General features: G+C 60.3%; 12 protein-coding genes. 1 reads left to right on the top strand and 11 read right to left on the bottom strand.

The features are described 5' to 3' along the window. Window positions 1-89 precede the first annotated feature (89 nt). The 3 genes from ABXS05_RS33520 to ABXS05_RS33510 form a co-directional block, all read right to left on the bottom strand. Entirely contained in the window at window positions 90-1,811 is a 1,722-nt protein-coding gene (locus ABXS05_RS33520) for a portal protein (protein WP_367626889.1), read from the bottom strand. Window positions 1,812-1,830: 19 nt separating this feature from the next. Further along, entirely contained in the window at window positions 1,831-2,040 is a 210-nt protein-coding gene (locus ABXS05_RS33515; protein ID WP_068298110.1) for a hypothetical protein, read from the bottom strand. A gap of 349 nt (window positions 2,041-2,389) precedes the next feature. Then, on the bottom strand, window positions 2,390-2,863 hold the full coding sequence (locus ABXS05_RS33510; protein ID WP_367626888.1) for a GNAT family N-acetyltransferase: 474 nt from the start codon (window positions 2,861-2,863) through the stop codon (window positions 2,390-2,392). 612 nt (window positions 2,864-3,475) lie between these two features. Here ABXS05_RS33510 and ABXS05_RS33505 point away from each other — a divergent pair. Beyond that, window positions 3,476-4,495, top strand: coding sequence for a hypothetical protein (locus ABXS05_RS33505; protein ID WP_367626887.1), 1,020 nt, complete (start codon window positions 3,476-3,478; stop codon window positions 4,493-4,495). Window positions 4,496-4,510: 15 nt separating this feature from the next. Here ABXS05_RS33505 and ABXS05_RS33500 read toward each other — a convergent pair whose 3' ends face one another. The 8 genes from ABXS05_RS33500 to ABXS05_RS33465 form a co-directional block, all read right to left on the bottom strand. Continuing rightward, the gene (locus tag ABXS05_RS33500; protein WP_367626886.1) at window positions 4,511-4,894 is read right to left on the bottom strand and encodes a hypothetical protein; all 384 of its coding nucleotides are present in this window, start codon (window positions 4,892-4,894) and stop codon (window positions 4,511-4,513) included. Window positions 4,895-5,463: 569 nt separating this feature from the next. After that, window positions 5,464-8,808 (bottom strand): D-Ala-D-Ala carboxypeptidase family metallohydrolase, encoded by a 3,345-nt coding sequence (locus tag ABXS05_RS33495; RefSeq protein WP_367626885.1) that lies wholly within the window; start codon window positions 8,806-8,808, stop codon window positions 5,464-5,466. 393 nt (window positions 8,809-9,201) lie between these two features. Then, window positions 9,202-10,647: a terminase large subunit domain-containing protein gene (locus tag ABXS05_RS33490; protein WP_367626884.1), complete on the bottom strand. Its 1,446-nt coding sequence runs from the start codon at window positions 10,645-10,647 to the stop codon at window positions 9,202-9,204. After that, window positions 10,559-10,897: a hypothetical protein gene (locus ABXS05_RS33485; RefSeq protein WP_367626883.1), complete on the bottom strand. Its 339-nt coding sequence runs from the start codon at window positions 10,895-10,897 to the stop codon at window positions 10,559-10,561. Before ABXS05_RS33485 ends, ABXS05_RS33490 begins: the two co-directional genes overlap by 89 nt. Continuing rightward, complete coding sequence (locus ABXS05_RS33480) at window positions 10,884-11,084, bottom strand: hypothetical protein (protein ID WP_367626882.1); 201 nt, start codon at window positions 11,082-11,084, stop codon at window positions 10,884-10,886. Before ABXS05_RS33480 ends, ABXS05_RS33485 begins: the two co-directional genes overlap by 14 nt. A 518-nt stretch (window positions 11,085-11,602) precedes the next feature. Continuing rightward, entirely contained in the window at window positions 11,603-12,013 is a 411-nt protein-coding gene (locus tag ABXS05_RS33475) for a DUF6911 family protein (RefSeq protein WP_367626881.1), read from the bottom strand. Between the two features lie 282 nt (window positions 12,014-12,295). Next, on the bottom strand, window positions 12,296-12,706 hold the full coding sequence (locus ABXS05_RS33470) for a DUF6911 family protein (protein ID WP_311944070.1): 411 nt from the start codon (window positions 12,704-12,706) through the stop codon (window positions 12,296-12,298). Continuing rightward, on the bottom strand, window positions 12,703-14,235 hold the full coding sequence (locus tag ABXS05_RS33465) for a cytidine deaminase-like fold-containing protein (RefSeq protein WP_367626880.1): 1,533 nt from the start codon (window positions 14,233-14,235) through the stop codon (window positions 12,703-12,705). Before ABXS05_RS33465 ends, ABXS05_RS33470 begins: the two co-directional genes overlap by 4 nt. Window positions 14,236-14,301: the final 66 nt, after the last annotated feature.

The raw sequence follows: 14,301 nt of genomic DNA, 5'->3' as shown, positions 1-14,301 counted from the left end.
GTCACTCTCAATGCCATCGTGCGAGATCAGGTCACCTTCAAGGCATGACACTCGCTCAACTACAGTTGCCAGGAAGAAAGACGGCCGCCTTACTCCGGCGCGCCGGCCATGCCGTTGCCGAGGATCGCGGCGGCCTGGCCCACGGCCGGCATCAGGTTCTTCGCCGCCTCGCCGCCGGTCTTGGCCATCTCCAGCGCGGCCTGGGCTTGCTGCATCTGCTGCTTGGCCTGCCTGGCGGCATCGCGCTCCTCGGTGGTCTTGAGGATCCTGTGGGGGGCGCCCTCGATCTCGGTGACCGTCCGCGCGATGGCGTCGAGGTCGAAATTGTCGACCACGCTGGGGTCGACCTGCGCCAGCGGCAGCACGGTGGAGAGCGTGCGCTGGATGCCGATGCCCTCCTGGCTGCGGCGCAGGCGGTCGAGCGGCGAGGTGAAGCGCGCGCCGAACTCCCGGCCCTTGAGGCTGTCGGGTGGTTCTAGCGGCGAACCCGGCTGCATCGCCCCCTTGCGCTCCATGATGCCGGCCAGGCGGTCGACGTCGCGGCCCATGGCGATCTGGATGCGCCCGCCGGCGGGGCCGAGCAATTCGCCCTTCTCATTGGCCCGGATCATCGCCTCCGTCGCCGTCATGTTCGGGTTCTGGATCAGGATCTGGAACAGCGAGACATAGAGGCTGTCATTGATGGTCTGGCGCTCGGCCGCCAGGATCTCGTTGACGAAATCGGGCCGGGCGCCGGGTTGCAGCGGCACGATCAGCTGCCGGCCGTCCTGGCTGACGGCGCGATAGTTGATCTTGCCCGGATTGAGGTTGGGCCGGTTCATCACCCCGTCATGGGCGACGCCCCAGGGCGGGTCCATATAGCCCTGCAGCCCGCGCAGCGAGAGCTTGCGAATGGCGTTGAGGCCCTTGATGTCGGCCATGGCCAGCATCACCGGCGACTGGGCATAGGGGCCGTCGACATCCACCGGCGCCCAGTAATAGACGATGAAGGGAAACTCGTAGAAACCGCTCTCGCCGATCAGCTTCATGTGGTCGCGGTCGAGATAGAAGGAGGCGAAGGGCGCCTTGCGGTTGGTGCCGCCGCTGGAACCGGCCTCCCGCCGCGGCTGCACGGCGTGGATGACGGTGAAGGCGCGATCCTTCTCCGCCTGGCTCTCGGCCGCCCTGACGACCGGGTCGGCAAGCTTGTCCGGCCCGAATTGCTGCACCATCTGGCGGGCTGTCATGGTGAATTTGCGATAGAGCGTGTCGGGCTCGCCCTGGGCGTCGACGGCGAGATAGCACTGGCTCAGCGGCAGATGGCGGTAGAGCACCGGCGCGGCGGCGCTGCCCGCGCCGAGATTCTCCTCGGCGAAGGAAATGCCGGTGCCCAGCGCGATGGCCGAGCGCAGCGCCTTCTGGTGAGCGCCGATGAAACCGGAGCGCGGATTGTAGCGCACGGCGAACATGTAGTCGCGATAGCGCTCGAAATACTCCTTCTCCTCGTCGCTCTCCTCGGGTGCGAGCGGATCGGTGGCCGCCAGCCCGTGCCATTTCTCGGACTGGGGCGTCACCAGGCTTTCCATGCCGGAGGCCAGCCGGTCGACGGCGCGCATGGCGGTGTCGTCGAAACGCTGACGCCCGCGCTCCACAGACACAGGCGCCTGGGCAAGATTGTCATAGGCGCTGGGATTGAGGGAGGAGGAGCCGGGCAGGAAGCGATAGGTGTCGGGCAGGCAATAAGTGGCGATCTCCTGCCACACCGCCTCCCATTGCGTGCGCTGGTTGGCGAGCGCGTCCAGGCGCCGGACGAGGTCGTTCTCGATGCTCATGATGGGGTGCTCACTTGCTCTATTGCGTGCGGCCGAGCTGCTGGACATTGACGTTCTGGCCGTAATTGGGATCGCCGAGCCCGCCGGTGAGCTGGGTCTGGGCGGCGCCGTTCTGGTTGCGCACGCGGCGCAGGGCCGTCTGCACGGCGGCCTGGTTGGCGTCGTCCTGGCGGTTCGGCACTGGCGGCGGCGGGGGCAGAGGCGGGGGCTTGGGTGCGCTGAAGCACATGATCGGGCCTTTCGTTTGGTGGAAATTTTTCGGGTGCGCAGGCGTCTCGCCCATAGGCGCCAATTTAAGGGGCGGACGAGATGATCGAATTGGGGATCAGGTTCCACGTGTGAGCCCCCTCGCCCCGTTCTTACGGGGAGAGGATGGAGGTGAGGGGCTCCGCAATGCTTGGTTTTTAAGGTTCGCCCTGCCCCTCATCCACACCTTCTCCCCGTAAGAACGGGGCGAAGGGCTGGCTGGCGTAACGCTTCTCGCCTTGAGCTAGCGCCAATAGACGTCTTCGCTGCCCCTCAAAAAAGCCACAGGCGTGCAGCTTCCAGAATCGGGCGGGACGCCCGTGCACCCGGCTTCAGGAGTGACTTTTCGTCGCCGCGTAAGTCACGAAATCGAGGCCGCCGCGGCCGTAATCGAGGGCAATTCCTTCCCGCCGAAAGCCCAGGCCTTCCAGCCAGCGATGCGAGAGATCATGGTCGATGGCGGTGCGCACCTCGATGCGGCGGAAGCCCTCCGCCATCAGCAGCGGCCGCACGCTGCTCCTGGCGAAGCGGGTGACGGCGGGAATGGCCCGGCGCATCCGGCGCGTGCCATAGGCCCAGCCGGAGCCGAGGCCGGGAAACAGGCGCGTGACGCCGAAGGCGGCGACGGGATCGCCTTCGATCCAGGCCGTCCAGGCGAGATCGGTGGAAGACTGGAACAGCATGGTGCCGATGGCCGTATCGCTTTCCTCGATCACGGCGCGGATCTCCCGCCTGTCCTGATCGCGCATGGTGGCGGCGATGAAGGTCATGTCCCGTAGCGTGGCGGGGCGAATGGTGACGGGCATGCTATCGGAAGCCTTGCTTGGGACCTCCCGCGCTCATGGGGGAGGACGAATGCTGCGACCGGGCCTGGGCACGAGAGCCTAGGCACTCCAAACGCAAAGCGCCCGGCCTTGTGAGCCGGGCGCAATTTCTAATGATCACAGTATGCCAAGAATGCCGGCGCCCGTCAATCTCGTAGTCGGCAAAGTTTCTGCAATTTCGCCTCCATTTTCGCGCTTGAGGCTGACGAAGTATTCGGAACAGCGGGATTGAATGGCACGTCGGCGGGGCGAGGTCCGGGTGCTTTCGTGTTGACGCCGTGAGGTTCCGAGAGTGAGTTGATAGGGGCCACCCGCGATGATCCGCATATCCAAGAATTTTCACGTTGACGAATGTTCTTGATATGTTCGGATCGGTTTGATCTATTGATCGTTGCCGCGTTGCAAAGTCAGGGGGGAACATGCGTTCACCAATGCCAATGGCATGCATATCTCTATTTCTGGCAATGGTCGGGCTGGAGGCAGCGGAGCAACAAACGCCGGTCTAACAACCCTGATCTGGAGATAATTCGCTGGGGGGGGCGTCTGATGGGAATCGCGAAACGCTCACCCGGCGAGTATAGGGACGGCTAAGGCGTGACGGAGATTTCTCAATCCGGTCCGGGTGCGGTGAATGCCATTATCAAGACGTGTTTCGTTGGTCGAATACTGCAGGTTTGTGCGAATATGAGTGGTATATTTGCAAGTGTAAAAGTTGAACTTCGTGCTACACGCATAACATCTCCGCCAGTTTGTTCCTTTGGAGTGTCGAAAGTCATGAACATAGGATTATTTCTTGTTCTCGTTTCAGTTTTTATATCCATGACGACGGGGGTTATGGCGTCCACTGAATCACAGAAGGAAAAGAAAATTCTCACGGCGATCTGTGGTACCGGCAGGATTGAGAAAGAGCGTTGCCATTCGAGCTCGATAATCGAGCAATATCGCACGTGCGATATATCTGTCGTTGATGTTTATAGTAAAAAATTCGGAAATAAATTATATTATATTTCTAATGTCATTTCAAAGGAATGCACGGTTCCTGGCGGAAAGGAGGTTGGTGGCGTGGTTTTTTTATCGTGGAGTCCGAATGGCAGTTTGAAATTTGCTGGGTATGCCGATGGAGTGGACTATAATCCTAAGGAGTGTGCGATCATTCGGCCAGGCAAGAGTGATGCTCTAATATACTGCTTAATCTGGGATTCCAAATTTGGTATTACGAATCAGTTTCTATATGAGATATCGATAAAAGATCCATCGACCTCCGACACGATAGATTTCAAGAATGAAAAAGGAACAGTTGCAAGAGATTTGACCGGATTTTTCGATAGTGGAAATCAAGATGCAGTTAGTTGCGATGATAAAACGACAGGAGATCGGATATATTTTCGATTTGATAATCTGAGAATGGGAAATACACCCGATCTTTTGGAATTGGATGCCGAATATGTTACTTCCCTCGATGCTCGCGCTTTATGTACGGGAGACTTTCCTCACCCTTTGAGCTTTGGAGAGCCGGACACTGGGTATGCGCTGATTCCACCAGAGAAATTGCATAAAGATACATTGGTATATGACAGCAGGAGCGGTGTTGTAGCGCTCCAGCATGCGCCATAGCCGATCTATGATGTCTCACTTTGGCCATATGTAGTCTCTCGGAGCGTATATGTTGGGCAGATAAAACCGTTCCTCCGGAAACTTCGAGGTAAACCTTTTGGAAAATTCGGCTGCTGTCATATCCCGCCAGTTGGAATTTTTCTGCATGAAATCCTTGGGTAAATTCTTTTCAAGCGCCTGGAGGCCTATTATGTCGGCCGCTTTTTTGTCCGGATTGTTGAGCAAACGAGCGGCATTTGGGCCCCCTTGTTGGTGGGCGAGATAGATTTCGCCGATAGTAGGGGCTCTATTTATTTGTTTTTCAAGCAATTTGAAGAAATGGCTAAACGCGCTGCTCCTTCCGTTGCTTGCACTGGCAATTACGGGGCAATTACGGGGACAGTTTACCAATTTCGTCATTCACCGATAGGGCGCCATCCGCACTGGAGAGACAACGAAATTGGTAAACTGTCCCCGTAATTCCCGTTCCCGAATTCCCGTTCCCGAATTCCTGGGGCGTATTAAGCTTTATATGTTAATTAATTTTCTAGCTAAAAAATAAGATATTGTAAATACTATGAAATAGAGTTGATAAGAAGTATAAATAAGCCATAGAAAAATATCAATAACTTTAAATGTAAATATATCGCTTTTTGCCGCTATGTATATGAGATTGCCAACTAAAAATGAAAATGATATTAGTATTAAATTTTTTAATTTGCTTTCAATGGAAAATAATAGAGACACCATAGCAAATGGAATCGCCATATATATAAGCTGTATAGAAAAATTTAATGAAAAATTTTTATAATATAAACTTGAAAATGCAAGCATAATGCTGAATGGTACAAAAAAATACGCCATTTTAGTTTTGTATATACCCATGCGTTGCCACCTCTTTTTCTGTGTTTTTGGAGATATTATATTGAGAAAATACTATTAAGTTAGCGATATAATAACTTTAAATGTGTTTTATTTTTGAACAAAAATTACTTAGGCTCGTATTTTTTGTTCTTTTCGATTGAATCGCTTAGCTCTGACGGCCACATCGTTTGTGGAACTTCACCTATCGGGCCGATCCCGTTTATTACAGCCGACGTATTGGTGGTACAGTCAGCAATACCGCCCCCTCCTTGGTCGTCGGCGCGTCTTCTAATTTCCGCTTCCTGTTCGGGAGTCGTTTTGAACCTGTAAACACGAACATCGGGCCCGTCTTGCATCTGGTAGCGAATGTAGTCCGGGAGATCGACGTTTTCTCCTGTTTCCGCTCTACCGCTTCCCATGGGAACTTTAACCCCAAGCTGCTTGTCTTTGATTTGATAGCTACCGCTCGGATCATAAAGGAAGTTATTTTCAGGATTGGTTGAATCGATAATCACCAATCCGGTATGTCCATCGCTGCCGACTAGAGGCTTCTTATTTACGGGATTTCTGTTTGATATGACGTAAGTGTCGGCGATCTTTATGACATGTTCCCTAGAGGGTCGCATGTACATCCCCGGCGCCCAGCCATCCCCCTGCAGGCTGGCAAGATCCCGGTCGGTCTGGGCAATGGCGGCGGGGCGGTCGCCGCCATTGCTGCGCATGGCGCTGTCGATCATGCGGGCGCGGACGGTTTCGGCGCGGCTGGTGCGCTCGTCGCTGGCAAGGCTGGAGCCAAGGGCCTGGGCGGCGGTGGGGCCGAGATCGATGGCGGGGCCGGAGAGGGAGCGTATCGGAGCGGGGCCGGCGGCGGTGTTGGCGGCGGCGGCCGGGCTGGCGAAGGAGGCATCATCAGCGCTGCTCGTCGCCCTGCCGCTGGTGTCGGGGCTGCCAAGCGCGGCCGTGGCGAAGCGCTCGGCCAGGGACGCGTCGCCCTTGGCATAGGCGATGGCGGCATATTCCAGCATCGGCGGCAGGCCTGCCGACACCATCTGGCCGAAGATCGCCTGCTGCGCCTTGGGATCGGCGCCGGCGGCGAGCGCGGCACGCAAGGGCGCCAGCCGCTGCGCCATCGGCTTGCCGGTGTCGCCGAAGGCGGCGAGAGCCTGGTCGACCATCGCCTTGGGCATGAGGCGGCGCTCTTCCACCGGCATGCCCAGCCTGTCCATGGCGGCATTGGTGGCCGAGAGGGCCGTCTTCAGCCGCTCGGGCGAGGTGCCCGCCTCGGTCCAGAGCCGGTCGATACGGGGATTGAGCGCCCTGACATAGGCATTGGGGTCCTTCGACCGGAAGGCGCGATTGAGCGCGATGGCCTGCTCGGCCCTGGCATAGCGATCCCGCGCGCCATCCGGATCGGGGCCATTGCCTTGCGGGGCGAAGCGGGCGAGCCAGGCGGTCTGCTCGGCCGGCGTCATCGCCTTGATGGCGTCGATATCGGCGCCGAGGCTGACGATGCGCTGGAAATCGGCATGGCGCCGTGCGCCCGCCTGCGGGCCATAGGCTTTGGTGAAATCGGCGATGCCGGGCAGCGGGCCGTCATGGCGGCCGATGGTGGTCAAATCCCGCGTGGCATCCCGCACCCCGGATTCGAGGGCGCCGCGCGACAGGGATTCGCCCTCGCGTCCGCGGGCGGAAGCCTGGTTGAGCAGCCGGTCCTGGTCGCGCGACGAGATGTCGGCAAAGGCGGGATCGGCCGGGGCGTCGGCATAGCCGGGGCCGGCGGAATAGATGGGCTGGCCGGCATCGGCGCCGAACATCGAGGTCTGGCGCCGATAGACCTCGGCGAGCGAACGAGCGCCGCCGCTGTTGTGATCGTAGAAGACAGGCCTGTTGCTGGCGGCCGCCGCGGGGAAGAGGTCGGCGGCCGATCGCTCTGGGTCCTCCTGCAGCGCCCGCAGGAACTTCACCGCGCCGGCAGCGCCGAGGAAATGCGCCATATAGGTGTTGGCGCTGGTGATCGGCAGCCCGGCCTTGGCGAGAGCGGCCTGGTTGTCGGCTGTCAGGGCCCGCATCGCCCTGTCCTGCTGGCGGGGATCGCTGCGGCCATCGGCGGAAAGCTCGAGGCCGGGGTGTTTTTGCGCCAGCGCTGCCCAGGTTCCGGCGGTGAACTGATAGCGGCCCACCGCGATGGTCTGCCCGTCCGGGCCCCGGCTCGCCGCCTGGTCGTTGCCGCCGCTTTCGTGCCGGCGCACCAGGCCGAAATAATCGAGGGCGCCGGGCGAGGCGTCGGCCGGGGTCTCGCCGAAGGCGGGAAGCGGCAGAGTGCCCGCCGGCTCGCCATAGAGCTTCTGCAGCGTTGGCCTGGCCCAGGCCGGGGCCCTGGCGAGCGTGGCCTCGATGTCGGGCGTGCCGTCCGGCTTTTTCAGGCCGCGATAGGCATCGGCCGCATCGAGCCCCCACACGGCGGGCGCCTGGCGGGTGTCGACATGCAGCGACCTGCCGCCGGCATAGAGGCCGATGCCGCGGGCGCCGCCGGCGACGGCCGCCGCCAGGATGGCGGCCTTCTCGGCGTCCGATTTGCCGGCGATATCGATGTCGAGCGCGTTGCCGGCGAGATGCTGCGACCCCTTGGCCCCGCCGGCGGCGGCATTGGTTGCCTCATCGCGCCGGCCGGACTTGACCCTGAGTTCGGGCACGACGCCGGCCGCCACCATGCCGTCGAGCAGGGCCTTGGTGGCGGGGCTGAGACCCTCGATGTCCGCCTGCCCGCCGCCGACGAGCCGGGTCTGGAACCGCCCCCTCGGCACCGGGCCGCGCCCGAAGGCGGCGGCGCCGACCTCCGGATCTTCCCCGTAGCGGGCGTTCCAGTCCGTGGCGGCAAAGCCCTGCCGGCCCGTTTGCTTGAGCGCGTTCTTTTGCGCCAGGGGCAGGCCGGAGCGGTCGATCTGCTCGAAATAGCGCCGCTGCTCATCGGCGCGCGCGGCGGGATTGCGGGTGATGGCCTGCTCGGCCTCGGCGCGCAGGCTCTCGAGTTCCTGCGCCTCGTAGCCGGCACGGTATTGCTGCTCGTAGAGGGCAGCCTTCTCGACGTCGATGTCGCGCTGGCCGGAGAGCCGGGTGGCGAAGGCGGCGCGATTGCCCGGCGACGTCTTCGCCAGCAGCGCGCTGTCGCCCTTCTGGGTGGTTTGCATATACTGGGCGGCAAAGCCGCTGCCGCCGGGAGGCATGGTCCGGGTCGCCGCCTCGAATTCGGCCTGGCGTTCCCGGTTGCGCTGGTTGAAGCGCACTTCGTCGTCGAAGGCGTTCTCGCGCGCGGTCTTGGCCTGGTAGGCCGCAAGGCCCTCGGCCGCAGCGTTGAGGCCGCTGCCGAGGGCCTGCAGGCCCTGGCCGATCGCCTCGGCGCCGGTACGGATCTGGGGGGCGGAGCCGGGGTTGAGGCCGATCTCGGCGCGGTAGTCGGGAAAACGGGGCATGGCGGATCCATCGGGCAAAAGAAAAGCCCCGCCTGGAGGGGCGGGGCTGGGGATGGGAGATATTCCGGGATCGCAGGCTTCCAGCCTGCTCTTGCTTATCCGCGGGCTCGGCGCTGCCAAAGGCAGGCTGGAAGCCCATAGGCGCTAATTTAAGGGGCGGGCGAGATGATCGAGCTGAGGATTAGGCTCCACGTGTGAGCCTCCTCGCCCCGTTCTTACGGGGAGAGGATAGAGGTGAGGGGCTTCGCGGTGCTCTATTTCTTACGCGCTATGCTGCCCCTCATCCTTACCTTCTCCCCGTAAGAACGGGGCGAAGGGCTGACCGGCGTCGCGCCTCTCGCCTCAGGTCAGCGCCATGGACTGGAATCCTGCGATCCCGCAAGGAACCCGCGTTCAATAGCTCAGCGGGTCGTAGGGCTGCGGCTCCGGGCGCATCAGGTCCAGGGCCGCCGGGTTCAGCGTGGCGTGGCGCAGCATCATGATGAGATAGCGCGTGGCGCTCATCAGATCGTCGCGCTCCTTCACCACCTTGCCGTCCTTGCGGTGATAGAGGCGGAACTCCTCCCACCAGTCGTCGAGGTGGCGCGAGACTTTCAGGCGGCCGGTGCGCATGCGGTCAAGCAGCAGCATCAGCCCGGCCTCGACACCGTTGGAGCCGTCCTCGAAACGGGCGTGCTCGGGCAGCATGGCGAGGCCCTGGCGGCGATATTGCTCGGCGAGCTGCTCGCCCGAACCCTTGTCGTGCTGCAACCCGTCATGCGGCCAGGCCCAGGGCAGCCAGTCGCCCCAGGCCCTGAGCGCGCCGGCATGCAGAAGCGGCGTTTGCTCGCGCGCCCGGAAGGCTCTCGTCAGATAGACCACGTCGGCATCGCGGTCGTGATAGCCCATCACTGCCGCGAAGGGGTGGTCCCAGCCGAAATCCATGGCGCCGAGCGCCGGCCAGAACGGCTCGGGCCGGATCTGGTCGACGGCGATCATCGCCTCCTCCACCGGGAAGATGCGGCCCGAGCCGAGGATGGGAATGCCCTTGGCCCGGGCCTCGCGCTCATGGGCGGGATAGGCGGCGACGATGCGCGCCCGCATTTCGGGGGAATAATGCCCGGCATCGTCGATCGTCATGGTGGTGACGCTGCGGTCCCGGCTGGCCTCGGAAAGGAAGCGGCGCACCACCTCGGACATGCCGAGCAGCGGCGTGAAGGTCATCCAGGCGATGCCGCCGGTGGCGTTGGTGCGGGTGAGGCCCTCGGTATAGATGTCCTCAGGCGGTTCCTCGTCGAACCACAGCCAGTCGAGCGTCTCGCCCTGCCATTTCTCGCGGCCCTGCTCGTAGGATTTGAGGCCGATGGTGGAGGTGCCTCCGCTGACATGGCGGATGCGGATGGAATCGATCAGCCCGGGCGTCGAGCGCGCCGCGACGAGGCCGACGATGTCGGCGCCGGGAATGGTGCCGGTGCCCACGGCCTCGGCCCGCCCCACCAGCATGCGCTGCACGGTGTCGCGCGTGGCGAGGCCGGTGACGCCGGCCGCCCAGGCCACCGTCGGCCTGGTGAAGCGGCGGCCCTGCCACCAGGGCGGATATTTGCCGGTGGCATGCATCGCCGCCTCGGCGCCGCCCGAATAGGTCTTGCCGAGCTGGTTGCCCGCCATGAACAGGCGCTCGCGGTGATCCGCGCCGGCGCGGTGGAAATCGGCCTGGCGCGGATAGGGCCGGTAGCGCGGCAGCCAGTCCGTGTCGAGGCGCCGCTTCTTTTCAGCGAGCAGCCTCAGCAGCTCCGATTTCAAGGCCGGCGCCCTGGCATTGGCGGAGTATTTCGCCGATGCGCCTGTCGAGTTCTTCATCGCTCAATCCGCGCTCGTCGAGGGGGGAAGCGACGTCCTTGGGCAGCAGGGCGTCGCACAGCTTGATGTAGGCGGTGGGGTTGTCGAGGCGCACGCGCTCGATCGCACCGGCGCCATGGGCCAGGAAATCGGCATGGAGGGCGGCGAGAAAGGCTTCGCCGAGACCGCTGCGGGCCGGCTTGGACGCGGCGCCCGGCTTGCGCCGGGGGCTGCGCGGTTTTCCGGGCGGGCTGCCATCAGCGCCGGTCATCGCCGCGATCCCGGGCCGGTTCGGCCGTCTTCGCGATGAGCTGCCAATGCTCATAGCTCACGCGCCGGGGCTTCGGTCCGAACAGGGCCGCGGGTACGCCAGCGAGAAGATCGGCGAGGGCGGGGTCTTCGGCCCGCTCGCGTTCCAGCCAGGCCTTGGCGAGGGCGAGTTCATGGTTCTCGGGCATTGCTATGCTCCAATGAAAAACCCGCCGCGGCGGAGCCGGGCGGGCGGGGGGAAGTGGGAATGGGTCGTTCGCTCGGCAGTCCAGGTGCAGCAGACGCTTGCCTTGCCTATCGCTGATTTTCGGGTGCACGGACGTCTCGTCCGGTCTTGGCTGTCAGCGAATGCCGCAAACGCAACCCTTGGGGAAAAGGACGGGCCGCCGAGGAGCCGCCGGCTATCGAGAAAGAGCCTCAAAAGAAAATGCCCGGCCTTTTTGGGCCGGGCGCAATTTCCCTGGTTGATAATATGCCAGAAAGGACGGTTTCTGTCAATAATAGAGCCGGCAAAGGATATTCGATTGGTGGTGCGGCTCGAGCGCGCGGGCCAGGGCCCGGCTTTGGTCTCGCCGGAGGAAGGCGTCGCCGATCAGCCGGCCGTGCTCCGCCCTGGGGATCGCGGCGTCCGTTTACTCGGAGAGATCGTGCCCGATTGGATCAGTCGGAAAAATATTGGCTCAAAGCTGCTATGCCGCTTCTCGTCTCATGGGTAGAGCCGTAGTGAGACGACGTTCAGAGTATCGAAAAACTGCTTGAAAACATCATAGACCAGTTCGTAGTCGGTAAAGATGATGCGGGCATCCCAATCGGCGCCTTGCATTTCGTATTCGCTCCATGGGATATTTTCGTCGAACGATACACGGCGAAATGGTTCACCATTCTCTCGATCATTGAAGACGATGAAGAAATGATCGCTCTGCGCATAGGCACTTAAGGATTTTCTATCTTCCCGTTTTCCATTATCATATTTTAACGTTACCGAGCCGTCCTCATGATGTAAGGATTCCAATTTACTCAGTACCAAGTTCCAATCACAATTTGACTGACCGCCTCCACCCTCTGGACGAGGAATGTCACGAATGAACCAGCTAATATAGAAGCCATTCTTGATCATTTGTAGTTTTCTTCTGCTCGCATAATTTATCCCGTGTCTTGGTATCAATATTTGCAATTACGGGGATATTTTACTTATTCTCCGGAGCTTGGCTGGTACGTGATATGATCGGCGAATTGGAGACCATACGCGGTGGAATGTTCAAGCCCCGGCGCCAAGATCGAGGCCTGGCAAATAAGTAAACTGTCCCCGTAATACCCAATACCCAATACCCGTAATACGTAATACCGATTGGATCAGTCGGAAAGGTATTGGCTCATAGCCGCTATGCCGCTTCTCGTCTCACGGATAGAGCCGTGGTGAAACGATGTTCAGAGTGTCGAAAAACTGCTTGAACACATCATAGACCAGTTCGTAGTCGGTAAAGATGATACGAGCATCCCAATCGGCGCCTTGCATCTCGTATTCGCTCCACGGGATGTTTTCATCAAACGATACGCGGCGAAATGGCTGACCATTTTCCGTATCGTTGAAAACAATGAAGTAGTGATCGTTCTGTGCGTGTACGCTCAGAGATTTATCGTACTCCTTGCGGCCGTCATCATATTCGAGAGTCACTGAGCCATCTTCATGCTGTAGATCTCGAAGTTTAGCTAAAACAAGATCCCAGCTGCAATTAGACTTGCCTCCGCCGCCTTCCGGGCGAGGAATGTCGCGAATAAACCAGCTAACAAAAATGCCATTTCTACTCATTGAGATCCATCTCCAATGCGTTTGATTTTATTCAATCCTGGATGCCAATATTTGGTATATCCTGTAGCTGATTCATAGATGATTACACCTTTGAGTTTTGCTGCCCTTGCTGCCCGGGGGATATCATGTGCGCACCATCCACAGACATCCCGACCGTTGACGACCAAATAGAGAAATTTTCCTTCGGTTTGACCCACCTCGTGAAGTTTATGGATTACAACAATTTCTCCATGACTATTTTTTAAAGCTTCATTCGGCATCGGTTTTTTGTGAAATTTATCTCGCCTTTCCTTATCAAGTCGGACTGCATCGGCGGCAAGGCTGTCTTGGTGGGGATCATTATAGTCGAAACGAGCCTTTTGACTCATACTGAAGACTGGCGCACCGTCAGTGACGCCGGCGACTGTAACGTCGGGTTGTCTTTGTTGGACACCGGTTTCGATTTGCTGTTGGCGTTCTCTGACCGTCCAGTCGGCATAGCCCTGAATGATTGCTGCCCGGAGAAAACGGACCCAGGAGGTTTCATCATTGGCTAGCTTTGGGGCTTTTCCGTTGGGCGGATAGTCGGCTGCCGTTGGCGCCGCCCCGCCCTGACTGGCATCCTTGATCCGTTTTTGCAAATCGGCTTTGGCAGCCTCCAAGGCATCAGCCGCATTCATTTTCGCGTCCCGATGGTAGCTGTAATCCGCCATGTCGATATGTTCGCCCGGACCAAGAACAGGTGGGGGATATGACGGGCTTTTCGGCGACTTGTTAGAAACGGTTGGGACAGGAAGACCATCTGGGCCTTTGTTTTGAGGTGCGGAGCGATGGGCATTCTTGGCCGCTTTGAGGGCTGCTCGGGGACTGCCGGTTAGTATCAATTCACTGTCATACTTCTTCTCATCATAAGGATCGCTTGGATCTTGAGGAGGGCGAGGTGGCACAGTCGGAGGTGAGGCGCCGCCCTTGTAGGTGTCGAACCCACTTCCCTTGTTGCGATAATTACTGATCGCGGTGTCTAGAGCCTGTTGTCTGCTAAGCCCCGCCTTGCGGGCAGCATAATAATCGCCAGGGTCGAAGGGTTCATCCGGGCTCGAGGCTGGAAGCGGCTCGACGAGAGGGTCGGGACCATGTTCGTCGTCTTCGTCACTGGTGGGTGAGTTCAGGTTCGGAGGCTGCGCGGGGGTGGGGAATATCCCGAAGGTACCGAGAGGGGAGGCTCCCTGCTGCTCTGGCCGGGGCATTCCAATCCCGGCAATGGACGGGTCGCCTTCGGGGATGAACCAGCGCGTTTCCCAGGCAGGCTGATGCTCCCCTTGATCTTCAGAACCCGGCTTGGCCTGACCCGCCCGCCGAACTTCCTGCATGGTGCGCGCGATGGTGTAGGCATAGGTCGGATCGCGGCTGGATGTGTATAGGCTGTCATAGGCCGCCTGGTCATAGGGAGCGGCGGCGGTCTGGGGAGGGCGGGGTATCGGGCTTGGTTGGCCGCCATCGAGGGATGGCCACAGATCTGCCTCGCCGGCTGCCGGCGTCCAACGCGCCATGACGATCCGCGCCGGCTCACCCGGCTTGGCGCCCGGGGCAAGGATGAAGTCGAAGCCGCCGGTGGA

This window comes from Labrys neptuniae, from assembly GCF_040797145.1.
GTDB classification, from domain to species: domain Bacteria; phylum Pseudomonadota; class Alphaproteobacteria; order Rhizobiales; family Labraceae; genus Labrys; species Labrys neptuniae.
This window is presented reverse-complemented; position numbering and strand designations above follow the sequence as displayed.

Excerpts from the sequence above, each read along its gene's own strand:
- ABXS05_RS33520 (WP_367626889.1), bottom strand. The coding sequence starts at position 1,811 with ATGAGCATCGAGAACGACCTCGTCCGGCGCCTGGACGCGCTCGCCAAC.
- ABXS05_RS33515 (WP_068298110.1), bottom strand. The coding sequence starts at position 2,040 with ATGTGCTTCAGCGCACCCAAGCCCCCGCCTCTGCCCCCGCCGCCGCCA.
- ABXS05_RS33510 (WP_367626888.1), bottom strand. The coding sequence starts at position 2,863 with ATGCCCGTCACCATTCGCCCCGCCACGCTACGGGACATGACCTTCATC.
- ABXS05_RS33500 (WP_367626886.1), bottom strand. The coding sequence starts at position 4,894 with ATGACGAAATTGGTAAACTGTCCCCGTAATTGCCCCGTAATTGCCAGT.
- ABXS05_RS33495 (WP_367626885.1), bottom strand. The coding sequence starts at position 8,808 with ATGCCCCGTTTTCCCGACTACCGCGCCGAGATCGGCCTCAACCCCGGC.
- ABXS05_RS33490 (WP_367626884.1), bottom strand. The coding sequence starts at position 10,647 with ATGAAGAACTCGACAGGCGCATCGGCGAAATACTCCGCCAATGCCAGG.
- ABXS05_RS33485 (WP_367626883.1), bottom strand. The coding sequence starts at position 10,897 with ATGACCGGCGCTGATGGCAGCCCGCCCGGAAAACCGCGCAGCCCCCGG.
- ABXS05_RS33480 (WP_367626882.1), bottom strand. The coding sequence starts at position 11,084 with ATGCCCGAGAACCATGAACTCGCCCTCGCCAAGGCCTGGCTGGAACGC.
- ABXS05_RS33475 (WP_367626881.1), bottom strand. The coding sequence starts at position 12,013 with ATGATCAAGAATGGCTTCTATATTAGCTGGTTCATTCGTGACATTCCT.
- ABXS05_RS33470 (WP_311944070.1), bottom strand. The coding sequence starts at position 12,706 with ATGAGTAGAAATGGCATTTTTGTTAGCTGGTTTATTCGCGACATTCCT.
- ABXS05_RS33465 (WP_367626880.1), bottom strand. The coding sequence starts at position 14,235 with ATGGCGCGTTGGACGCCGGCAGCCGGCGAGGCAGATCTGTGGCCATCC.